Below are 20,748 nucleotides of genomic sequence, written 5' to 3'. Positions count from 1 at the left end.
TCTCTTATACACTGGCATTCTCCCAGAGCTCCACCAGCATGTTATACAGGTCGGTCTCTCCCGACCCCTGATACCAGAAGTTCCAGGCGTCATCTATATAGTAATACACGATATTCCCGGGATAAAAAGTGAATCTTCCATGCGCATCCGCGCCGTATACCATAATGCCCTCGCCCTGGGCCTGACCGGAACCGCCCGGCGTCCAGTCCATGGACTCCACCGCCCTCTCCACCTGCGCCAGTTCCGCCAATACCCGGGCGTCTCCAAACTGGCTTACGATGGCCTGGGCCGGATCCAGCTTCCCTACCCGGTCGTGGAAATAGGAGGGAAGATCCGCCGCCTGTCCTTCCGCCCACAGGCCGGCCAGCTGGGCGTATAGCTCCTCATAGCCCTGGGTGCAGTGCCAGATTTGTGTCTTATAAACCCGTCCCTGGGGATAATAGACCACGTAAGGGAAGGCCCAGGACAGCTGGAGCTGCCCCTCGCCAATCAACCACACCTCCCAGCATCCGGCGGGCGGATCGGGCCGGCTCCCATCGTCCAGGGGATGCTCCGCCACCTCCTCCCAGGTGCAGGTCGCCAGCCATTCCTGGAGCTGGGGCAGCTCCGCCGGGCCGATGAACTCTATCCAGGGGCTGCTGCCCATGTCCTTAAAGCCGTAAAGCTCAACGTCGGAGTCGTACTGGAAGATCTGCTCCACGGCCTGAACGGGGTCTGCCGCCTTGGTCTCCTCCTCCCCTTTCCAGACCTGGCAGAACTCCGCCATCATCTGGTAGGGGCTCTTCTCATAGTCGTAGGCCCCCCGGTACCAGGAGGTTTCGCCCTCATGCTCCACCCCCACCAGGCCGTCCTGTTCCAGGAAGATGACCTTGCCGGTCTCTCCGGCGTCATACACCACCGCCGGGCCGCTGAGAGGGTCGGGGCTGGCCGCCGTCACCCACAGACGGTTCCAGAGCGTAATAGAATCTTCGGGGTCTGGCTCCACAGCCTCCACCTGAGTAGGCTGACCATCGGCATACACCCGGGTATCCACCGTCAATGGCTCGTAAATGATCCCGCTCAGTTTCCGATACCACAGATCCCAGGCGGGCTCTCCCTCCAGCCGGGTGAGCTGACCGGCGGTCACTCCGTCGTACCGGCCAGACAGCCAGTCCATGGCCGCCCCCTCCGGGGTGAGCAAGTCGGTATGCTGCCCATGGTCGGCTTCCTCCTGGAGCTGGGCGTAATAGTCCGCTATGGTCATGCCGGTGTCCCGGGGAATCACTGTAGCGCTCCCACCAAGCTGGTTGTTGAAATACCCTTCCACGCACCAGATACCCTCCGCACCCTGTTTGGCAGGCTGGGAGAGGAGCATGGTAACGGACTCGCTCCAGTCTGGGGTATGGTAGTTGATATAATAGTGCTGGCTATCCCACAGGGTACCGTCGGCGGTGAAATAGTCGCTGCTGGTAAAGGCCTCCAGGCCGTTGCGGGCGGTGAAGTCAGGCAAAGCCTCCTCCGGCAGCCGCCGGTTCAGCTCCTCCCAGATTTTCAGAGCTTCGGTCTGGTCGGCCTCCTCCGAGTAAAACCGCACGTCGGTGGGAAAGAGGTAGGCGTAATACCAGCCATCTCCCCGGGCAAAGAAGCTCCGGCCGCTGTTGTCCAGTCCCAGGCTCTGCTCAAAGGCCACCTGGTCATAGCGGACGATGGAAAAGAGCCACCCCATACCCTCAATACCGCCGCCGTCCCCGGCTTCATAGCTGCGCTTGTCATAGACGGAGAGGAAAATCTCCCCCTGTTCCGGGGTTTCCACCAGCAGATCTTCCGTCAGGTCGGCAGGCAGAGCCGCTATCAGGCCGTTGGACAGGTCGTAGAGAACCGGATCGGTCAACAGGGCATCCGGGTCGGGGGTCACGACCGGGTCAGACTCCGTCCCGGCGGAGGGGGTGGGCTGTGCCCCGAAAATGGCGGCGCACCCCGTCAGGACCAGGACTAGCACCAGGGTAAGGGCGGCGGCGGCCGGGCCTTTTTTTACCGGCTTCATCACCGCCGTCAGCCGTTCCTTCAGGTGTTCCTTCTCTTCGCACAGGGTCACGGCGGGTAAACCTCTGGGAGACTGCCCGGCCGCCATGGCCAGCAGGGTCTCCCCATAGTGCCGCCGTCCGGTAGCGTCCAGTTCCCTGGTCACCGCCTCGTCGCAGGACAGCTCGCAGGCCCGGTTCAGCTGGCGGCGCACCACCAGCATCAGGGGATTGAACCAGTGGAGGCTGGTGACCGCTGCGGCAAACCACTTGTAAAGCAGGTCATGCCGCCGGGCGTGGGTCAGCTCATGGGCCAGAATATCCCCCAGCCGGTCAGGCTCCACCCCCTGCGGCAGGATAATGGTGGGCCGGACCACCCCCAGCAGCATGGGCGTGGACACACAGGAACTGACGGTCAGGCCCACCCGGCCCTCCCGGTCCAGCCGCGCCAGCAGAGCTATGGCCTCCGTCGAAGGAGGCTCCCCGGTTCCCCTGACCAGCCGGGCAAACCGCCGGTAGCCTCGCACCTGCCGTCCCAGACAGAAGGCCGCTCCCAGGCCCCAGAGCGTCAGCCACAGTCCCGGGCTGGTGAGCAGCCCCCGCCAGTCAAAGGCAGGCTCGGTCGCCGGGCCCTCCGGCTGGGGCCGGGTCTCCGCCGTTCCTCCCTGCTGCCCGGATGGGGTTTGAGGCTGAGCGGGCTGGGCAGGATGTACCTCCGGCTGGGCGGGCTGGGTCACAGGCTGCTGGACCTCCGTCCGTGCCGGTTCCTCCGGCGCCTGGGCAGGCAGAGGGATCATAAACCCCACCGGCAGACACAGCCGCAGCAGCACCAGCAGCCACAGATAGTAAAACACTGTCTTGCTTTTGATCAGGGGACGGACCACCAGCAGCAGGCCGGTGAGCGCCGATCCCAATACCGTCAGCACCAGCAGGGTGCGCAGAAAGTCCGCCATGATGCTCCCTCCAAACAAATCAAGGTTGCAGTTGTACCCTTCGTATACTCAGGGTACAACTGTAACCTCTTTTTGTCAAGGCATATTTGGTTACAATACAGAAACGGTCCTTACATCTGGTCGTGGAAGGTGCGTTTAATGACCTCCAGCTGCTGCTCCCGGCTGAGGCGGGCAAAATTCACCGCGTAGCCGGAGACCCGGATGGTGAGGGTAGGGTACTGCTCGGGGTGCTCCATGGCGTCCACCAGCAGCTGCCGGTTCATCACATTCACGTTCAGGTGGTGGGCACCCTGGAGGAAGTAGCCGTCCAGGATGTGCACCAGGTTATCCACCCGCTCGCTCTCCGTCTTGCCCAGGGCGGCAGGCACGATGGAGAAGGTGTTGGACACGCCGTCCTGACACACCGCCCGGTAGGGGATCTTGGCCACCGAGTTGAGGGAGGCCAGGGCTCCGCTCTTGTCCCGACCGTGCATGGGGTTGGCGCCGGGGGCGAAGGGCTCTCCAGCCTTGCGCCCGTCGGGGGTGGCGCCGGTCTTTTTGCCGTACATCACGTTGGAGGTAATGGTGAGGGCGGAGAGGGTATGGATGGCGTTCCGGTACAGGGGGTGTTTTTTCAGCTCGGCGGAGAAGTAGGACACCAGCTCCACGGCAATGTCGTCCACCCGGTCGTCGTCGTTGCCGTACTTGGGGAAATCTCCTTCCACTTCAAAGTCCACAGCGATGCCCTCCTCATTGCGGATGGGCCGCACCTTGGCGAACTTGATGGTGGACAGGGAGTCGGCAGCGATGGACAGGCCCGCCACGCCGAAGGCGGCCAGCCGCTCCACCAGGGTGTCGTGGAGGGCCATCTGGCTGCTTTCATAGGCGTACTTGTCGTGCATGTAGTGGATGATGTTGATGGTGTCCACGTACAGTTCCGCCACGTAGGCGAGTACTTTTTTATAGTTGCCCAGCACCTTGGGGTAGTCCAGCACCTCGTCCATGTCGTGCTGGATGCCGGGGACAATGACGCCCCCCTTCTTCTCATCCACGCCGCCGTTGATGGCGTACAGCAGGCTCTTGGCCAGGTTGGCCCGGGCGCCGAAGAACTGCATCTGCTTGCCCACCGCCATGGCGGACACGCAGCAGGCGATGCAGTAGTCGTCCCCGTACATGGGGCGCATCAGCTCGTCGCTCTCGTACTGGATGGAGTCGGTGTCGATGCTCATTTTGGCGCAGTAGTCCTTGAAGCCCTGGGGCAGGTGAGGGCTCCACAGCACTGTCAGGTTGGGCTCGGGGGCGGTACCCAGGTTGGTGAGGGTGTGGAGCATGCGGAAGGAACTCTTGGTCACCAGGGTGCGGCCGTCCACCCCCATACCGCCGATGGACTCAGTGACCCAGGTGGGATCGCCGCCGAACAGTTCGTTGTACTCCGGGGTGCGCAGGTGGCGCACCAGCCGCAGCTTGATGACGAACTGGTCGATGAGCTCCTGGGCGCCCTCCTCGTCCAGCACGCCCCGCTCCAGATCCCGCTGGATGTAGATATCCAGGAAGGTGGACACCCGGCCTAGGGATGTGGCGGCGCCGTTGTTCTCCTTGATGCCCGCTAGGTAGGCCATGTACAGGTTCTGCACCGCCTCATGGGCGTTTTCCGCCGGGCGGGTAATGTCGCAGCCGTATTTGGCGGCCATGGAGGCCATCTCCCGCAGAGCTCGGATCTGCATCTGGACCTCCTCCCGCAGGCGGATGCGCTCGTCAGTCATAGGACCGTCGATCATGTCCAGGTCCTTTTCCTTCTCCTCAATGAGGAAGTCGGTGCCGTACAGGGGCACCCGGCGGTAGTCCCCCACGATGCGGCCCCGGCCATAGGCGTCGGGCAGGCCGGTGAGCAAGCCGGCGTGGCGGGCCAGGCGGGTGCGCTCCGGGTAGGCGTCAAACACGCCCTCGTTGTGGGTCTTGCGGTAGAGCCGGAAGTGGCGCTCGATTTCCGGATCCAGCTGGTAGCCGTACTGCTCCAGGGCGGAGGCGGCGTTGCGGATGCCGCCGAATGGGTTGACGATGCGCTTGAGAGGTGCGTCGGTCTGGAGGCCCACAATGACCTCGTTGTCCCGGTCGATGTAGCCAGGGGCAAAATTGTCGATGCCGGAGACGGCGTGGGTCTCCACATCGATGATCCCCTTTTTCACCTCTTCGATGATCAGGGCCTGGGCTTTTTTCCACACTTCCGCCGTTCTTGTGGATATTCCGGCCAGAAAATCCCCCTCACCCGAATACGGAGTGTAATTCTTCTGAATAAAATTACGGACATTCACCAAATGCCGCCACTCGCCGGTGCGAAAACCCTGCCAGGCGGTACAATTCACGTCGATGCTCATAAATACTCCTTTTCACAGCAAGTCTCATTCAATCTTCTGTTCCAGTCCGCCAGGGTCTTTCCCTCCAGGGGCGGCACCCCCTCCAGGGGATAGGGAATGCCCAGGGCGGCGTACTTGTGGACCCCCAGAGTGTGGTAGGGCAGCAGCTCCACCCGCCGGATGTGCCGGATGGTTTTCAGGTATCGCTCCAGCCCCTCCAGGTGGGACTCTTCGTCGGTGAGGCCGGGCACTGCCACATGGCGCACCCACAAGGGGATCTCCGCCCGCTGGGCCTGCTCCAGGAAGCGGTCAAAGGCCGCCATGGAGCGGCCGATGACCTGCCGGTACCCCTCCGGGTCCCAGTGCTTCACATCCAGCAGGATCAGGTCGGTGTGCCGTAAAATGGGGCCGTACTCCCCCAGTCCGCAGCCCGCCGTGTCCAGGCAGGTGTGGATACCCTCTTGCTGGCACAGGGCCAGGGTTTCAGCCAGAAAGTCCGGCTGCAGCAGGGGCTCGCCGCCGGAAAAGGTCACTCCGCCGGTGGTTCCGAAGTAGGGCTTGAACCGGAGCAGCTTTTCCACCAGCCCGCCGGGGGTGTACGCCTCCGCCGCCGGGTTTTCCACAGCCCAGGTGTCCGGGTTGTGGCAGTACTGGCAGCGCAGAGCGCAGCCCTGGAGAAAGACCACCGTCCGGATGCCCGGGCCGTCCACCAGGCCCATGGACTCCAGGGAGTGGACCCGCCCGCTCGTCATGTGGATATGCCTCCTTTGCAAAAAAAGAAAAGCCGACAGTCCGGGCTTTTCTCGCCCAGACGGTCGGCTTTTTCTTAATCATACTCCATGTGGTAGGCTCCACATTATCCGTCAGTCATATGATGTTCCTTTTATACCACGACCAACGACGCTTTGTCAAGCATGGCCGGACGAAGTCTGTACTTAGTAATTAGACGCAACGACCGCTCCGCCGCCCAGAAGGGTGGTGGTGTTGGCCACGGCCATGATGGTAATGAGCACCGCGCTGATGATGCCAAAGAGGTAGGGGTTCTTGGTACGCTTATACACCACACGGCTGAGAATGGGGGTCACAAACAGATAGACGATGGCAGGATAGAGCCAGATGCCGCTGATGCGCAGCCCCTCGGTGGCATACCACTTCAAAAGGCCGGTGCTGAAGAAGGTGCCGTACTGGATGGCCAGGAAGCCCAGCGCGCCCAGGATGTTGAACACCGCCAGGATCAAGATGTTGCCAAAGCCCTTCTTGCCGCCGATGGTATTGTAGTTGAAGCAATTGACCGCCACGGAATTGATGATGTAATAGACCAGGAACAAAGGTAGATAGCGCAGGGCAATGAGGACCTTGTCCGCATCAAAGGCCTTCAGAGTCAGGACCCACAGGCGGAAATCTGTCTTAAAGAAGTAGTCGGCGAAGAACAGGATCAGGAAAGCCAGGCCACACGCCAGCAGCGCCAGCAGGATGGTGCGCAGCAGCTTGCTTCCGCTCATGGTAATGCCGCGGGCAGCAGCGGAAAATCCGTGGCTCTTTCCGTAGGTAAAGGCATAGATGGCCAGAAGAATCAGGGCAAACACACCGGACAGGACACACCACACGCCCATGGTCAGCGGCCCGGTCTGGGGGAATACCGACGTGGTCTTGGAGTAAATATTCTGGATGGCCCACATATAGCTCACGCCGGAGAACACAGCGCAGCAGGCCAAGGAGAGCCAGAACCAGAGTTTGCCTCCGCCGTCCACGGCCAGGGGCTGCACCAGTTCTTTTTCCTTCAGCACGGCAAAGAACGGAACATCCAGCATCACCAAAACGAAGGAGAGCAGGAACAGGACGATTCCCACCAGTCCCACAAAGTCAAAGGCCGTCTTCACCTGCCAGACCTGGTCAGAGGCAGGCAGCGGGTTGGGCGCGCCCAGCGCGTCCTGGAAGAACTGTACGCCGTAGCCCACGCACTCACCGGAGAAATGCACCTGAGGATGGGTGCAGGTAGGCTGATAAATCACACGGAAGGCGTCTCCGCTCTCGTAATACTGACCGGGGACCACGTCGCCGTCTACACCGTCGGCGCCCTGGTTGAAGTTGACGAAATTCTTGGCGTCATTGGTGGACAGGAAGTCCCGGGGCGCCACGGTCTCACCGTTCTCCCCTTCCGTCCAGAAGAAGAACTCATCATATTTGTCCGCAATGATACCAACGCTTCTGTCACCGAAGTCCGCGCTGTGGTCATTGCCCAGATCGTCCACCCAGGTAGCCGCCTGGAACAGAACCGCGCTGATCAGGGGCTGCTCCCGCTCGTTGTCGATGGCCACCAGCATATTGCAGGAAGCGCCGCCGCTGGAATGGCCGGTAACGCCGATGCGGCTGGTATCCACATAGGGCAGCGTACTGGCCTGTACCACCGCTGCATCCACGCCTACGGCAGAGCTGTACAGGTCCTCCGCACCCGTGGCCTCGCTGTCGCCGTGGCCGTGCATATCCACCGCCAGCACCACATAACCTCTGCGGGCATATTCGATGGAGTAAAGGTCCTGCATCTCCTTATTGTTATACCAGCCCTCCACTGTAATGATGCATGGGGCCGGATTTTCCGCTGTGGCCGTATCCGGCCGGTACAGCTGTACGCTGACAGCATATCCGGAAGAGTCAATGAGCCGGAGTTCTTCCACATGGACGCTTCCAAAACCGCCCTGAATAGCCGAGGATATAATCATACTGATCAGGCACAGGCACAGGGATATTGCCAACAAGATAGCAGGCCATTTCCGCCTAACGCTGCGGTTTTCTTTTGACATGGTGGTGCTCCTCCCTTTTTCTTTCACATTTTGTATTTACAGTTCCGGAACGTACTCTGACACCAACACCCCCCAGCGCGCAAAAAGAGCATGACACCCTGGCTGGCAGTCATGCTCTCTCTCCATCACTCATGAGCTTTATTCTGTTAAATTCACATTAGCAAAGCCAACCCATCTTGTCAAGTACAAGTTTTATTTTTTGTGCATATTGCAACAAAACAGCAAGGCGTATTTTACATCCGGCGGAGTTGCCATCCCCTTGCATTTCCTATCACGCCCTGCTATGATAAAGATACACTGGTGCAGAGATGTTGAGATGCGCAGAGTGGTTCAGGCCGCTTTGCGCTTTTTCTTTGCGTCGGGCTGTTGGTTTGCATCTTGGAGGGACACAGTATGGATACCCATCAGCTTTTGGAGCTTCTGGACGCCGGGCCGGTGATCGCGGCAGTCAAGGACCCCGCCGGTCTGGCCCGGGCCCTGGACAGCGACGTATCAGTCCTCTTTCTTCTTTATGGCGACATCCTCACCATCCGGGACACGGTGGCCCGGGTACGGGAGGCAGGCAAGCGGGCCTTCGTCCACCTGGATCTGATCGAGGGTCTGTCCACCCGGGAGATCTCCGCCGACTTTATCGCCCGGAGCACCGCTGCCGACGGGGTGATCTCTACCAAGCCCGCCCTCACCCGCCGGGCCCGGGAGCTGGGTCTGGTAGCCATCCAGCGGATCTTTCTGCTGGACTCCATGGCCTTAAAAAGCGTAGAGCGCCACTTCTCCCAAGAGAGCGCCGATCTGGTGGAGGTCCTGCCGGGGCTGATGCCTAAGATTATCCGGCAGCTCTGCCGCACTACCGGCCGGCCTATCATCGCCGGCGGACTCATTACCGACAAGGAGGACGTGACCGGGGCCCTGGGGGCCGGAGCGGTGGCGGTATCCTCCACCAACCCCGCCGTCTGGAGCATGTAGCGGCGGACCAACTGCATAAGGATGTTTCCGGAGAGTGAGAGTGAAACAGCGCCAGCCCCTTGCCGGGGCGGTCCTGTTTTGCTCTTTTTTCTTTTTTAAGCAACGGTTTACGGGAGGTTTTGCTATGTACGACGTTCTCATCATCGGCTGCGGCATCGTGGGCGCGGCCACTGCCTTTGAGCTGTCCAAGTATCAGCTCAGGGTGGGGATCGTGGAGCGGGAAAACGATGTGGCCAACGGCACCACCAAGGCCAACTCCGCCATCATCCACGCCGGGTATGATCCCATCCCCGGCTCTCTTATGGCGCGCCTCAACGTCCGGGGCTCCGCCCTGGCCCGGGAGCTGTGTGCCCAGCTGGATGTGCCCTATCTGGCCTGCGGGTCCCTGGTGCTGGGCTTTTCCCCGGAGGACAATGCCCACCTGGAGGAGCTGTACCGCCGCGGCGTGCAGAACGGCGTGCCCGGCTTGGCCCTGCTGACAGGCGACCAGGCCCGGGCGCTGGAACCTAACCTCTCCCCCGCCGTCACTGCCGCCCTCCACGCCCCCTCCGCCGCCATCTGCTCCCCCTGGGAGTACTGCCTGGCCCTGGCGGAGACGGCAGTGCGCAACGGCGCGGAACTTCATCTGGAGGCCGCCGTCACCGGCCTGACCCCCACGGACACCGGCTGGCAAGTGGAGACCAACCGGGGCGTTTTGGAAGCCCGGTACGTAATCAACGCCGCCGGACTGGACGCCCAGGCCATCCATGAGATGGCCGCACCCCCCGCCTTTACCATCCACCCCTCCCGGGGTCAGTACTTCCTGCTGGACAAGAGCGAGGGAAACCGGGTGGGCCGGGTGATCTTCCAGTGCCCCAACGAGAAGGGTAAAGGGGTGCTGGTGGCTCCCACCGTTCACGGTAACCTGATCGTGGGCCCCAACGCCGAGCCGGTGGAGGGAAATGACACCTCCACCACCAGCTCCGGGCTGGCCTATGTGCGGGAAACCGCCCTGCGCTCGGTACCATCGGTAGAGTTCCGCTCCTCCATCCGCAACTTTGCCGGGGTGCGGTCAACCGCCGACACCGGAGACTTTATCATCCAGGAGGCCGCTCCTCACTTCCTGGACCTGGCAGGCATCTGCTCCCCTGGCCTGTCCGCCGCCCCCGCCATCGGGGAGTACGCCGTGGAGCTGCTGGGGCAAGCGGGTCTGGCCCTGGAACGGAAGGCGGACTTCACCGCCAGCCGGAAACGGATCCGGTTCCGGGAGCTGCCGCCGGAGGAAAAGGCCAAACTGGTGGCGAAGCATCCGGCCTACGGCCGGGTGATCTGCCGGTGCGAGACCGTCACCGAGGGGGAGATCCTGGACGCCCTGGCCAGTCCCATCCCGCCCCGGTCGGTAGACGGAGTGAAGCGCCGGGCAGGAGCCGGGCTGGGTCGCTGCCAGGGAGGCTTCTGTGGTCCCCGGGTGGTGGAGCTGCTGGCCCGGGAGCAGAAGCGCTCACCGGGTGACATCCCCCAGGACAAGGCCGGCTCCTGGCTGCTGGCCTGTGAGACGAAAGGAGGGGCACGCTGATGTATGACCTCATTGTGATCGGCGGCGGCCCGGCCGGTCTGGCCGGGGCCTGCGCCGCATGGGAGGCGGGTCTGCGCCGTATTCTCATCGTGGAGCGGGACAAGGAACTGGGTGGTATCCTCAACCAGTGCATCCACAACGGCTTCGGCCTGCACTATTTTAAAGAAGAGCTCACCGGCCCGGAGTACGCCGGGCGGTTTATCGAAATGCTCCGGGACACCGGGGTAGAGGTACGGCTGGACACCATGGTTCTGGAGGTCACCCCTGACCGGAAGGTCCACATGGTGGGCAAGGACACCGGCTACCGCATCGAGGAGGCCAGGAGCATCCTGCTGGCCATGGGCTGCCGGGAGCGGACCCGGGGTGCCATCGCCATCCCCGGCACCCGGCCCGCCGGCATCTTTACCGCCGGGGCCGCCCAGCGGTATGTAAATATGGAGGGCTGGCTCCCCGGCAGGCGGGTAGTCATCCTGGGCAGCGGCGATATCGGCCTCATCATGGCCCGGCGGATGACCCTGGAGGGAGCCAAGGTGCTGGCCTGCGTGGAGGTGATGCCCTACTCCGGCGGCCTGAACCGGAACATCGTCCAGTGCCTCCACGACTACGATATCCCCCTCTACCTCTCCCACACCGTCACCGACATCAGAGGCGTGGACCGGGTGGAACAGGTGGTGGTGTCCCAGGTGGACGACCGCCGCCAGCCCATTCCCGGCACCGAGATGGTATTCGACTGCGATACCCTGCTGCTCTCCGTGGGTCTGATCCCGGAGAACGATCTGACCCGGCAGGCGGGCATCAATATCGATCCCCGGACCAACGGAGCGGTAGTGTGGGAGAATATGGAGACCTCCCTGCCCGGCGTGTTCGCCTCGGGCAATGTGGCTCATGTCCACGATCTGGTGGACTTCGTCACCGCCGAGAGTCAGCGGGCGGGAAAGTCAGCCGCCCGGTACGTGCTGGAGGGGGAGGGCGAAACCGATTCTGCTCTGGAGATCGTCAACGGGGACGGGGTATCCTATACCGTCCCCCAGCACATCCGGCCGGGCCGGGTGGAAAAGGCCTGCGACCTGTTTTTCCGGGTAAACCGGGTGTGCGGCCCCAGCCGCATCAAGGTCACCTCCAACGGCGCACAGATCGCCGCCTTTTCCAGGGACTATCTGGCTCCCGGCGAAATGGAGCACATCCTGCTGCCCCGCAAGCTGCTGGACGGGGCCAGCGGCACCCTGACCGTATCCATTGAGGAGGTGGAGGCCAAATGAAAGAGCTGATCTGCATCGTCTGTCCCAAGGGCTGCCACCTGCAGGTGGATGAAGCGCATGACTACGCGGTCACTGGCAACAGCTGCCCTCGTGGAGCGGAGTACGGCAAGGCGGAGCTGACCCACCCCACTCGGGTGGTTACCTCCACCGTCCGCTGTGAGGGCGGGGCCTACCCCCGCTGCCCCGTCAAGACCAACGGTCCCATCCCCAAGGGGGAGATCTTTGCGGCCATGGCCCTGTTGGACGACATTACCCTCACCGCCCCCGTCCGGGTGGGCCAGGTAGTGGTGGAAAATGTCCGGGGCACCGGGGTGGATTTTGTGGCCACCCGGAATATGTAACGCGGAACGGAAGAGAGGGGCGCAGTATTATGGCCAATTACATTCTGGCCCTGGATCAGGGCACCACCAGCTCCCGAGCCATTCTCTTTGACCGGGAGCAGAACATCCTGGGCGTGGCCCAGAAGGAGTTCACCCAGCTCTACCCCAGGGAGGGCTGGGTGGAGCACGACCCCATGGAGATTTGGTCCTCCCAGTACGGGGTGATGATGGAGGTCATCGCCCAGTCAGGTGTGGAGCCGGCGGACATCGCCGCCATCGGCATCACCAACCAGCGGGAGACCACCATTCTGTGGGATAAGGAGACCGGCCGGCCCATCTACAACGCCATCGTTTGGCAGTGCCGCCGGACGGCGGACATGGTGGACAAGCTCCGCACTGATGGGCTGGAGGACCACATCCGTAAGACCACCGGTCTTATTCCAGACGCCTACTTCTCCGCCACCAAGATCGCCTGGATTCTGGACCACGTAGAGGGTGCCAGGGAGAAAGCCCGCCGGGGCGAGATCCTCTTCGGCACGGTAGACTGCTGGCTGCTGTGGAAGCTCACCGGCGGGGCGGTCCACGCCACTGACGTGACCAACGCCTCCCGCACCATGCTCTACGACATCAAGAAGCTGGACTGGGACGACGCTCTGCTGGAAGCCCTGGACATTCCCCGGGCCATGCTGCCAAAGGTGTGCTCCTCCAGTGAGATCTACGGCTACACCGATATCCAGGGGGCGCAGATCCCCATCGCCGGCATCGCCGGGGACCAGCAGGCGGCCCTGTTCGGCCAGGGCTGCTTCTCTCCCGGGGACGCCAAGAACACCTACGGTACCGGCTGCTTCCTGCTGATGAACACCGGGGAAAAGCCTTGCGACAGCGCCAACGGCCTGCTGACCACCATCGCGGTGGGGCTGGGCGGCAAGGTGCAGTACGCCCTGGAGGGCTCTGTGTTCGTAGGCGGCGCGGTGATCCAGTGGCTGCGGGACGAGATGCGCTTCTTCACCGACAGCCGGGACGCGGAGTACTACGCCCAAAAGGTGCCCGACAACGGCGGGGTCTATCTGGTGCCCGCCTTCACCGGCCTGGGCGCCCCCTACTGGGACATGTACGCCCGAGGGGTGCTGGTAGGCCTGACCCGTGGCACCAAGCGGGAGCACATCATCCGGGCGGCCCAGGAATCCATCGCCTATCAGGTGGCCGACCTGGTCCACGCCATGGAGGGAGACACCGGCGTGCCCCTCACCCAGCTGAAGGCCGACGGCGGCGCCAGCCGGGACGTGTTCTTGATGCAGTTCCAGGCGGACATCCTGGACCGTCAGGTCCTCCGTCCCGCCATTCGGGAGACCACCGCCCTGGGGGCCGCCTATCTGGCGGGCTTGGCAACCGGGGTGTGGAAAGACCGGTCAGAGCTCTCCCGCCTGTGGCGGTGTGACACCACCTTTGCCCCGGCCATGGACTCCGGCAGCCGGGAAAAGCTGCTGGCAGACTGGCACCGGGCGGTGGGCCGCTGCCGGGGCTGGATTTGCTAAAAAAAGAAAGCCTGAGCGGACGCCACAAGGCGCCTGCTCAGGCTTTTTCTCTGCTTCAACCATAGAGGAGCCGCTCCAGCATGCCGATCTGCTCACTCAGGTCCATGCACCGTTCCATCCAGTACTCAAAGTTCACACTGTTGAAATCTTCCGGCATCTGCTCATAGATCCGCTCCAACCTTCGCCTGAGCTCCACCATCCACGCCACAGCGTAGCGTCTTTCATCTCCCTCCGGCGGACCAGGCTGCTGAGGGAGGGACTCGCTCTGGACCATAACCATCTCCGGCCGGAGCTGCGGATAGAACAGCTTCAGGTAACAAGTCAGTTCCGGCCATCCACCGGCAGGAATCTCCAGCTGCAAATCCTCAAGGCTTAGCTTGTCCGGCGGCAGCTGGAAGACTGAAGCATCCCGGTCCGGGTCCGGCTGGCTGATACCCAGGCAGCAGGCCATCAGGCTGGCAGACAGCTCGTAACTGCCTGGCGCGGTACAGATATTGTGGACCTTGGCGTACCGAGCCAGGTCCCACAGGGCTACCAGGCGCTGCAAAAGGACCGGGTCCTCCTCCACGGCGGCCAGCTCCCCGCACAGGCGGGGCGCCAGCCGGTCTGCCTGGTCCGGATACTGCTGCCGGAGGCCGTCCAAAGCCAGGGCCTTCAAACGGCTGGCAGTCTGGCTCCGGTCCAGGGTCTGGTCACGGAACTGATAGGTAGTATTCATGTTGCATTCCATCCTTTCTGTCAGTCAGTTTACGCCTTCCGGCCGGGGCAGGCCGGAAAAGTCGGTGAGAATCTGGTCGGCCAGGCCGAACTCCACCGCCTCGCGGGCGTTGAAGGTGGTCTCCTGCTCCGTCTTTTCCAGAATCTCTTCCACCGTCCGGCCGGTACGGTTGGACAGGATATGTGCCATTTCGGTGCGGATGCGCAGGAGAGAGTCGGCACAGTCCTTAATTTTCATGGTGCTGCCGCTGACCTGCTGCACCAGGGGGTCATGAATCATGACCTGGCCGTGAGGCAGGATGCAGCGGGTATCTCCCGCAGCGAAGAGGAGGGCAGCCATGCTGCTGGCGTTGCCTACGCACACAGTGCGGATGGGACAGCCCAGCAGCTTCATGGCGTCGTAGATGGCAAAGCCGCTGTTTACCTCCCCGCCGGGACTATGGATGTACAGGGTGATTTCCTGGTCCGACTGGGTGCTCAGGTAGAGCAACTGGAGAATGAGGCTGTCGGCCTGCTCCGGGGTGATGGCCCCGAAGCAGAGCACAGCTCGCCGCTGCATCAGGCTGTCCTCGATGCGGCAGCTGGAGTAGCCGTAGCTGGTCTCCATGAGAATGTTGGGCATATTCATACGTTACCGTCCTTTCCGGGGATTTTTCCCCTCTCGTTGTTTTTTCTTTCTTCCATTCGGGCAAAGGGCATAAACAGCAGGCACGCCAGTGCGCTGGCCAGCTCATTTCTGTCAACCAGCGTCCCGCGGGTCTCTATGGGGTCTATATTCCACCGGACCCACACCAGGGACGGATCGGGTTCGGCTATGTCTCCGACCCCGGCGTCGGACTGGCAGTTGTCCGCGTGGAGCAGCCGGTAGGCATTCCCCAGCAGGCAGATAAGGTCCACGTTCCAGTCCAGTTCGTCCAAATCCGACCAAATTTCGGAGAAGGTCTCCTGACAGGCATGGCGCATCTGCAGACCGGTGGTGCGCTGGACCGCCTGGCAATATTCGTTCAGGGTCATATTCCAGGCCTGCAGCAGCGGATTTTCTTCTGGAATCCAGAAGGGCCGGTCGGGCGGATTGCTCCGCAGTCCGGTCTTCTGACCGGACCCTTCCAGGCGCCGCTCCAGAGAGAGCGGGATCATCTGCTTCCCCAATAGACTGCACCTCCATCGTTGCGTTTTACCATACGGGAGTCGATATCCAGCAGCGGAGCCAGGAGCAGCCACATATTCTGCTGCCACTGCCGCCAGCGCTCGGTCTTTCGCCCTCTCCAGAGCAGGGCGGCGGCCTGGCCGAAGGTCATGTCTTCCGTGATCTCCGGCAGGGTCCGGCGCAGCTGCTCCAGGCGCTCCGGATATTCCCCGAACCACTGGGACAGGGGAAAGCCGCTGATGCGGGCCAGCTTGGCGTCAACTACCCTGTTGTCGCTGACCAGGCCGCCTTTCAGCCGGGCCAGCCGCAAGTCTAAGGGCGGCCGGGCTCTGAATTCTTCTTTACACTGCTTGCTCATAGGGCACACTCCTTTCGTCTGCTTGTTCGGCGGCTGCCCGCCGGGACTGGGCCGCCCGCCAGAGCGGGTGGTCCTCCGGCAGGAACTTGCCGCACCGGCGGGGCGGTCTGCCCCGGGTGAGCACCACCGCGTCTTCGTGGGACATGTTGAGCACGGACTGCACGGTCCGGTTCATACGGACGCTCATTTCCTGGGCCGTCTGGAGGTCCAGGCCGCCCAGATAGAGCCAGTTGTCGCAGTTGTTGATGATGGTCTGGCTCTTCGCCCGGCCATAGAGGCTCTCCAGCTGGGACAGGCTCTGGATGACCAGGCTCACCGACAGCTCCCGGGACCGAATGACGGAAATCAGGCTGTCGAAATTGGGTATGATGGTATTCGTGGCGAAGTCATCCAGAATGAAGCGCACCGGCACGGGCAGCCGGGAGCCAGACGACCGGTCGGCCAGGGCCACCAGCTTCTGGAATGCCTGGGCGTAGAACAGGTTGACCAGGGGATCGCTGGAGCGGTCGGTGTCGCTAACGGTGAGGAATACGGCGGTCTTCCGCATGCCGATGCCCTCCAGGCTGACCTGCCGCTGATTGGAAAACATCCGGCTCACCGCGTCGTAGCTGAGGGGAAGCAGGTGCCGGTCCAGGAAGGCCCGGATACAGGCGTCGGTCCGATTGGCGGAACGGGTGGTCATCATGCTGCGGTAGCGAGACACGGCGAAGCAGTCCGGCTTCAGCTCGCTCAGCTCCCGGAACAGCTGGTCCAGGGTGATGCTGCCAATCAGGCCACTGAGCCTGCATACCGAGCTCAGGTTGCGCTCCTGGACCGGCAGGCACTCCAGCACATAGCCCACCAGGGCCTGGAGGTAAATCTGGGCCGACTGGTCCCAGAAGGGGTCGTCCCTGGTGAGTACCGGCGCGATGACAGCGGACAGGGCGATGATATCCTGTTCGTTGTACTGCCCGCGTCGGCGGTCGTACCGGATGGCCGCCAGAGGGTTATAGCCCCAGGTGTTCCGGTCCATCCGGGCAAAGTTTAGCTCTATGACCTGGTAGCCTCTAGACTCCAGATAGGGCTGGAACTGCCGGCAGAGGTTGCCCTTGGTGTCAGTGACCACCAGACTGCCTTCGGCCTGAAGGATATTGGGAATCACATAGCCCCGGGTCTTCCCGGCCCCTGACGGGCCGATAATCAGGTCGTTGTTGTTGTTCCCGGTGACCCGGGTATTATTGTCGATGTATACGTCCTTGGCCAGAATACGGGTGGAATTGCGTTCCATACAAATCATCTCCTTTTCTGAATCGGTGGTTTCGGCCTCAAAAGGGCAGCTCGCCATCTTCACTCTGTTCGCTGCGGGCATCCCGATCGTCAGCGGTTCGCCTGCTCTCCATGAAGTCGATACTCTTAGTGAGCAGGCTGAGCCTGTACTGGCGCTCTCCGCTGACATCGGTGTAAATACTGCTGCTGAGGGAATATCGGGCCGCCAGCAGCGTACCCACCCGCAGCTTGCTGTAAATGGATTGCTCCGGAGGGTTGCTGGCGGGAAGGAAGGTCTCCAAATCTATGAAGTCGGCGTCCCGCTTCCCCTCCCGGTTTACAAAGTCCCGTCTGACCGCCAGCGTATAGCGAACTTTATGGGAGCCGTCTCTGTTCTCGTAAATCTTGGGCGGGCGCACCAGACGGCCGATAGCCACTCCATAATTGCAGATGTTCATACTGGGCATAAGAATTACTCCTTTTCTATGATCATGTCAGAATTTATCGGTTACATGGGACTACGGCGCTCTGCCGTTGTGCGCCGGGGCGGTGCTCTTCCACCCCGGCGGCGGCGGTATCATCTCCTTTCTGTTCCGTATGTCTCAGCGCTTACGCAGCGGCCACCGGATGGATGGCGTCTACGCTGCTAATGAACCAGAACTTCCGCTCGGTCTGAACCCCATACGGATGGAGGTACTGGTCGTAGCGCAGGCAGTAATCCACCGTCAGGGGCTGGCCGCTCAGGAGCATCTGCTTGGCAGCAAACCATTCCTGCTCATCCTTGACGTAAAGCTCCATCTCCTTGATGTGGTTGCCGGCCAGCATCATCTCGAACACAATCTGGCAGCTGCCGTTTTTCCGCCGGTAGGATTTAATATTCCCGGAGATTACTCGACCGGTATCGGTCTCCAGCTTGCCATAATTGTGGATGGGATGCTTCTTCAGGTTCTCGATGGTGGGCATGACGTGATTAGTATTCATGGTTTTCATAAGAGTATCTCCTTTCATAATTGCCACCTTTCCGGAGGCCCGTTTATTTCTTCTACTACACTCCCGGAAACCCGGAAGGGTTTCTTGCCTTGCGTTGTCGTGCCTCCCCGTCAGGGGGGCCGTACCGGACTTCTCTGCCGAAACGGCAGAGGCTTAAATTGTTCTCAACTCCTTTCGCAGACAGGGACTGTCTTTTCTATTTCACAATTTCACCCGGGACCCGATAGGGTCCTTCAACCCTCGTCTCCCGTCCCTCGTCCCTCGTCTATTTTCTTCACTATTTCACCCGATGGGACCGGCAGGTCCCATTTACGCACCCCGCTCGTCTTCCACTCGCGGATCAGGACATGCTGCCCGGTACGATACAGGCAAAAAAATACCCGGCTTCCCTTGGGAAGTCGGGTGATTGTTTTACTCTGAAAAGCCTCTTACAGAGGCCGCAGCCAGAATGGGGTCAGAACGAAGTTCTGTAACTTGTTCTATCCCATTCTATCTTAGTAGATTATAGGGACGCAACAATCCGCAATCCATTGCGCCCCAGCCGATACAAAGATGGTTAAAACTGGATTATATCAGCTTTTATCTTTTTTGTTTCGCTTCTTCTCCGGTTTGTCACAGCCCAGAAGCAGCAGACCGTAACCTTTTTCCGGAGGAAGGGGTTGATACTCCTCTTCTGTTACATAACCGCTTTTCCGCCAGTTGTCCATCAGCTGTTCCATGGTCTGCTGGGCCCGTTTCACCTCGGCGGTCTGGTTCTTTTCCTCTGCCGTCAGGCCCAGGGTCCAGAGCAGGCCGTACTCGTTGCCCGCCTCGTCCCGTTTCAGCAGGCGGAGCTCCCGCCGGTCCACCCGGTTGGCCGGGTAGCGGACGATCTCCAGCTCCTGAAGCAGATAATGCCGCAGCAACAGGGTGCGGTCATTGTTGTTGAGCTTGGTCTGCCCCTGCTTTTCGTCGTCCCGCAGGAGGCTGACGGACAGCCGGATCAGCTGGCCCCGATCCTCGGCGTACTGATACAGAGGCATCTGTCCCTCGTCCCGGAAGTGGAAGCGCAGCCTGCTTTTGCCGCTCTCCCAGGTAATGGGCAGGAAGGGACCCTCATAGGCCTCCTGCTTAGCCTGCTGGTCGTGGTCAGCCAGGATGTACAGCTCTGTTTTGGCCAGCCTTTGCAGACGGGCCTCCACCTCGTCCTGCTTTTCCGGCCGCAGCCGCCGGTCCATGTCCCCCGCCATGATCTGGCCGATGGTTTCCGCCCGGAAGCCGTTCTTCCCTTCCCCGGACCGCCACAGGGAATAGACTGCGTTGGCCGTCACCATGTCCAGGTAGGACAGCTCCTGAGTAATGACGTAGTCGGCGTAGTTTTCAGGGTCGTCGGACAGGCTGACCCGGTTGACGCAGCCGGTGAGGTCCCGGTATTTCCGCAGCTCATTGGCGATCTTGCAGTTGTTCATAATAAACTGTTCCATACCCTCACCCCCTCAGCCGCCGGGCTTTTTGATGAAAACCGTCGTGATACTGGACGGGCCAGGCGGCAAAGCGCTCCCGTAGCTCCCGAATCCGGGCAGGCTGTGCCAGCGCGGCTCCCTCCGGCTCCTGGAAGTAGGAGCTGCCGCTGTAAAATTCCAGAGGAATGCGCACTCCGTCCTGGCCGTAGCGCATCTTCAGCAGGGACAGCTCCAGCTGCCGGGGGTTCCGGTTCTTGGCGTCATCCAGGGTGAGTGCAACCTTTCCCTTGTTCTTCTCCATGCCCTGGTACTGCATGCCCAGGATTACGTCGGCGGAGTATTCGATGGAGCCGGACTCCTTAAAACTCTCCAGAGAGATCTCCTTATTATAGCTGTATCGGTTCAGGGCACTGATGAGCAGGATCATGACCTGCTCCTGGTCCCGGATGGCGCACAGCTCCCGGACGTTGTCGTCCACAATCTGCTTGTCGCTGAATTTCATGGCAGGGTCCCGGGGGGTAAGGATCTGCAAATAGTCCACTACCACCAGGATGGGGCGGTTTCCGCCCGCCGCCTGGTACCCCTCCCGGAACTGCCGGATGTGCTCCCGGATCTGGCCGATATGGGTGAGGTCCGGTCCCTGCTCATAGAGGTAGAGGTTGCGGCCCTCCCGCTCCACCAGCCCCCTGGCTTGACTGATCCGCTCCCACTCCCCGTCGGAAAACCGCCTTCCCATGTTCAGCAGGTCGGCCGCCTGAAAGCCAGGCTGGCGATGGAGGGCAAAGTCGGCCCGGCAGAGGGCCTTGGCGGTGATCCAGGCCCGGTTCATCTCCAGAGCAAAGTAGAGTACCGGGTAGCCCCTGCCGGACAGGTTATAGGCAATCTGGAGGGCCAGGGTGGACTTGCCCAGACCAGGCACCGCGCCCAGCACAAACAGGCCGTTAAACAAACCGCCATTCAGGCTCCGGTCCAGAGAGGGAAAGCCGGTGGGCACCCGCTCGGCAGACACGCTGCCGATCTCCTCCCTGGTGAACAGAGCGGCGCAGTCGCTGAGGGTCCTCCCCAACTGCTTTTCCGGATACTGTGTATCGCGTTCGGCCATGTCCATCGCTCCCTTATCCAAAACCATG

The 20,748-nt window shown here is 61.6% G+C and carries 18 protein-coding genes and 1 riboswitch; of the genes, 5 read left to right on the top strand and 13 right to left on the bottom strand.

The genetic code is table 11. From position 1 onward, the window contains the following. Nucleotides 1-4 precede the first annotated feature (4 nt). The 4 genes from ACTNB1_RS02835 to ACTNB1_RS02820 all read right to left on the bottom strand — a co-directional run bounded on the left by ACTNB1_RS02835 (nucleotide 5) and on the right by ACTNB1_RS02820 (nucleotide 7,961). Nucleotides 5-2,953 (bottom strand): M56 family metallopeptidase, encoded by a 2,949-nt coding sequence (locus ACTNB1_RS02835; protein ID WP_441167769.1) that lies wholly within the window; start codon nucleotides 2,951-2,953, stop codon nucleotides 5-7. 110 nt (nucleotides 2,954-3,063) lie between these two features. Beyond that, nucleotides 3,064-5,307 carry a formate C-acetyltransferase gene (gene pflB / locus ACTNB1_RS02830; RefSeq protein ID WP_441167768.1) on the bottom strand — a complete coding sequence of 748 codons (2,244 nt, stop codon included), beginning with the start codon at nucleotides 5,305-5,307 and terminating at the stop codon, nucleotides 3,064-3,066. Continuing rightward, nucleotides 5,304-6,038 (bottom strand): pyruvate formate-lyase-activating protein, encoded by a 735-nt coding sequence (gene pflA, locus ACTNB1_RS02825; RefSeq protein WP_441167767.1) that lies wholly within the window; start codon nucleotides 6,036-6,038, stop codon nucleotides 5,304-5,306. The genes pflB and pflA overlap by 4 nt, the downstream gene beginning before the upstream one ends. A 46-nt stretch (nucleotides 6,039-6,084) precedes the next feature. Continuing rightward, a riboswitch (ZMP/ZTP riboswitch) is annotated at nucleotides 6,085-6,167 on the bottom strand. Between the two features lie 54 nt (nucleotides 6,168-6,221). Next, nucleotides 6,222-7,961, bottom strand: a complete 1,740-nt coding sequence (locus ACTNB1_RS02820) for an alpha/beta hydrolase (protein WP_441167766.1) — start codon at nucleotides 7,959-7,961, stop codon at nucleotides 6,222-6,224. Between the two features lie 519 nt (nucleotides 7,962-8,480). Between ACTNB1_RS02820 and ACTNB1_RS02815 the strand changes: the two genes are divergently transcribed. The 5 genes from ACTNB1_RS02815 to glpK all read left to right on the top strand — a co-directional run bounded on the left by ACTNB1_RS02815 (nucleotide 8,481) and on the right by glpK (nucleotide 13,719). After that, on the top strand, nucleotides 8,481-9,050 hold the full coding sequence (locus ACTNB1_RS02815; RefSeq protein ID WP_441167765.1) for a glycerol-3-phosphate responsive antiterminator: 570 nt from the start codon (nucleotides 8,481-8,483) through the stop codon (nucleotides 9,048-9,050). Between the two features lie 124 nt (nucleotides 9,051-9,174). Further along, a complete protein-coding gene (locus tag ACTNB1_RS02810) occupies nucleotides 9,175-10,605 on the top strand; it encodes an NAD(P)/FAD-dependent oxidoreductase (RefSeq protein WP_441167764.1) in 1,431 nt (476 codons plus the stop codon). Beyond that, nucleotides 10,602-11,864 carry an NAD(P)/FAD-dependent oxidoreductase gene (locus tag ACTNB1_RS02805; protein ID WP_441167964.1) on the top strand — a complete coding sequence of 421 codons (1,263 nt, stop codon included), beginning with the start codon at nucleotides 10,602-10,604 and terminating at the stop codon, nucleotides 11,862-11,864. The genes ACTNB1_RS02810 and ACTNB1_RS02805 overlap by 4 nt, the downstream gene beginning before the upstream one ends. Beyond that, a complete protein-coding gene (locus ACTNB1_RS02800) occupies nucleotides 11,861-12,205 on the top strand; it encodes a DUF1667 domain-containing protein (RefSeq protein ID WP_441167763.1) in 345 nt (114 codons plus the stop codon). Before ACTNB1_RS02805 ends, ACTNB1_RS02800 begins: the two co-directional genes overlap by 4 nt. 29 nt (nucleotides 12,206-12,234) lie before the next feature. Further along, complete coding sequence (glpK, locus tag ACTNB1_RS02795) at nucleotides 12,235-13,719, top strand: glycerol kinase GlpK (protein ID WP_441167762.1); 1,485 nt, start codon at nucleotides 12,235-12,237, stop codon at nucleotides 13,717-13,719. Between the two features lie 55 nt (nucleotides 13,720-13,774). Here glpK and ACTNB1_RS02790 read toward each other — a convergent pair whose 3' ends face one another. The 9 genes from ACTNB1_RS02790 to ACTNB1_RS02750 all read right to left on the bottom strand — a co-directional run bounded on the left by ACTNB1_RS02790 (nucleotide 13,775) and on the right by ACTNB1_RS02750 (nucleotide 20,720). Beyond that, nucleotides 13,775-14,437, bottom strand: a complete 663-nt coding sequence (locus ACTNB1_RS02790; protein ID WP_441167761.1) for a hypothetical protein — start codon at nucleotides 14,435-14,437, stop codon at nucleotides 13,775-13,777. Nucleotides 14,438-14,461: 24 nt separating this feature from the next. Further along, nucleotides 14,462-15,064, bottom strand: coding sequence for a ClpP family protease (locus tag ACTNB1_RS02785; RefSeq protein ID WP_441167760.1), 603 nt, complete (start codon nucleotides 15,062-15,064; stop codon nucleotides 14,462-14,464). Then, nucleotides 15,061-15,585: a hypothetical protein gene (locus ACTNB1_RS02780; RefSeq protein WP_441167759.1), complete on the bottom strand. Its 525-nt coding sequence runs from the start codon at nucleotides 15,583-15,585 to the stop codon at nucleotides 15,061-15,063. Before ACTNB1_RS02780 ends, ACTNB1_RS02785 begins: the two co-directional genes overlap by 4 nt. Next, complete coding sequence (locus ACTNB1_RS02775) at nucleotides 15,570-15,941, bottom strand: hypothetical protein (RefSeq protein WP_441167758.1); 372 nt, start codon at nucleotides 15,939-15,941, stop codon at nucleotides 15,570-15,572. Before ACTNB1_RS02775 ends, ACTNB1_RS02780 begins: the two co-directional genes overlap by 16 nt. Continuing rightward, complete coding sequence (locus ACTNB1_RS02770) at nucleotides 15,925-17,208, bottom strand: VirD4-like conjugal transfer protein, CD1115 family (RefSeq protein WP_441167757.1); 1,284 nt, start codon at nucleotides 17,206-17,208, stop codon at nucleotides 15,925-15,927. The genes ACTNB1_RS02775 and ACTNB1_RS02770 overlap by 17 nt, the downstream gene beginning before the upstream one ends. Before the next feature lie 37 nt (nucleotides 17,209-17,245). After that, on the bottom strand, nucleotides 17,246-17,653 hold the full coding sequence (locus ACTNB1_RS02765; RefSeq protein ID WP_441167756.1) for a single-stranded DNA-binding protein: 408 nt from the start codon (nucleotides 17,651-17,653) through the stop codon (nucleotides 17,246-17,248). Between the two features lie 142 nt (nucleotides 17,654-17,795). Then, complete coding sequence (locus tag ACTNB1_RS02760) at nucleotides 17,796-18,176, bottom strand: hypothetical protein (protein ID WP_441167755.1); 381 nt, start codon at nucleotides 18,174-18,176, stop codon at nucleotides 17,796-17,798. A gap of 572 nt (nucleotides 18,177-18,748) precedes the next feature. Further along, on the bottom strand, nucleotides 18,749-19,639 hold the full coding sequence (locus tag ACTNB1_RS02755) for a hypothetical protein (protein ID WP_441167754.1): 891 nt from the start codon (nucleotides 19,637-19,639) through the stop codon (nucleotides 18,749-18,751). A gap of 4 nt (nucleotides 19,640-19,643) precedes the next feature. Next, entirely contained in the window at nucleotides 19,644-20,720 is a 1,077-nt protein-coding gene (locus ACTNB1_RS02750) for a DnaB-like helicase C-terminal domain-containing protein (protein WP_441167753.1), read from the bottom strand. Between the last annotated feature and the right edge of the window lie 28 nt (nucleotides 20,721-20,748).

This window comes from Flavonifractor sp. HCP28S3_F3 (assembly GCF_052065355.1).
GTDB lineage: Bacteria > Bacillota > Clostridia > Oscillospirales > Oscillospiraceae > Flavonifractor.
This window is presented reverse-complemented; position numbering and strand designations above follow the sequence as displayed.

What these genes read in the sequence shown, in the direction of transcription:
- ACTNB1_RS02760 (WP_441167755.1), bottom strand. Translation starts at nt 18,176, where the DNA reads ATGAAAACCATGAATACTAATCACGTCATGCCCACCATCGAGAACCTG.
- ACTNB1_RS02835 (WP_441167769.1), bottom strand. Translation starts at nt 2,953, where the DNA reads ATGGCGGACTTTCTGCGCACCCTGCTGGTGCTGACGGTATTGGGATCG.
- ACTNB1_RS02770 (WP_441167757.1), bottom strand. Translation starts at nt 17,208, where the DNA reads ATGGAACGCAATTCCACCCGTATTCTGGCCAAGGACGTATACATCGAC.
- ACTNB1_RS02800 (WP_441167763.1), top strand. Translation starts at nt 11,861, where the DNA reads ATGAAAGAGCTGATCTGCATCGTCTGTCCCAAGGGCTGCCACCTGCAG.
- ACTNB1_RS02765 (WP_441167756.1), bottom strand. Translation starts at nt 17,653, where the DNA reads ATGCCCAGTATGAACATCTGCAATTATGGAGTGGCTATCGGCCGTCTG.
- ACTNB1_RS02790 (WP_441167761.1), bottom strand. Translation starts at nt 14,437, where the DNA reads ATGAATACTACCTATCAGTTCCGTGACCAGACCCTGGACCGGAGCCAG.
- ACTNB1_RS02810 (WP_441167764.1), top strand. Translation starts at nt 9,175, where the DNA reads ATGTACGACGTTCTCATCATCGGCTGCGGCATCGTGGGCGCGGCCACT.
- ACTNB1_RS02815 (WP_441167765.1), top strand. Translation starts at nt 8,481, where the DNA reads ATGGATACCCATCAGCTTTTGGAGCTTCTGGACGCCGGGCCGGTGATC.
- pflB (WP_441167768.1), bottom strand. Translation starts at nt 5,307, where the DNA reads ATGAGCATCGACGTGAATTGTACCGCCTGGCAGGGTTTTCGCACCGGC.
- ACTNB1_RS02750 (WP_441167753.1), bottom strand. Translation starts at nt 20,720, where the DNA reads ATGGCCGAACGCGATACACAGTATCCGGAAAAGCAGTTGGGGAGGACC.
- ACTNB1_RS02785 (WP_441167760.1), bottom strand. Translation starts at nt 15,064, where the DNA reads ATGAATATGCCCAACATTCTCATGGAGACCAGCTACGGCTACTCCAGC.
- glpK (WP_441167762.1), top strand. Translation starts at nt 12,235, where the DNA reads ATGGCCAATTACATTCTGGCCCTGGATCAGGGCACCACCAGCTCCCGA.
- pflA (WP_441167767.1), bottom strand. Translation starts at nt 6,038, where the DNA reads ATGACGAGCGGGCGGGTCCACTCCCTGGAGTCCATGGGCCTGGTGGAC.
- ACTNB1_RS02775 (WP_441167758.1), bottom strand. Translation starts at nt 15,941, where the DNA reads ATGAGCAAGCAGTGTAAAGAAGAATTCAGAGCCCGGCCGCCCTTAGAC.
- ACTNB1_RS02755 (WP_441167754.1), bottom strand. Translation starts at nt 19,639, where the DNA reads ATGGAACAGTTTATTATGAACAACTGCAAGATCGCCAATGAGCTGCGG.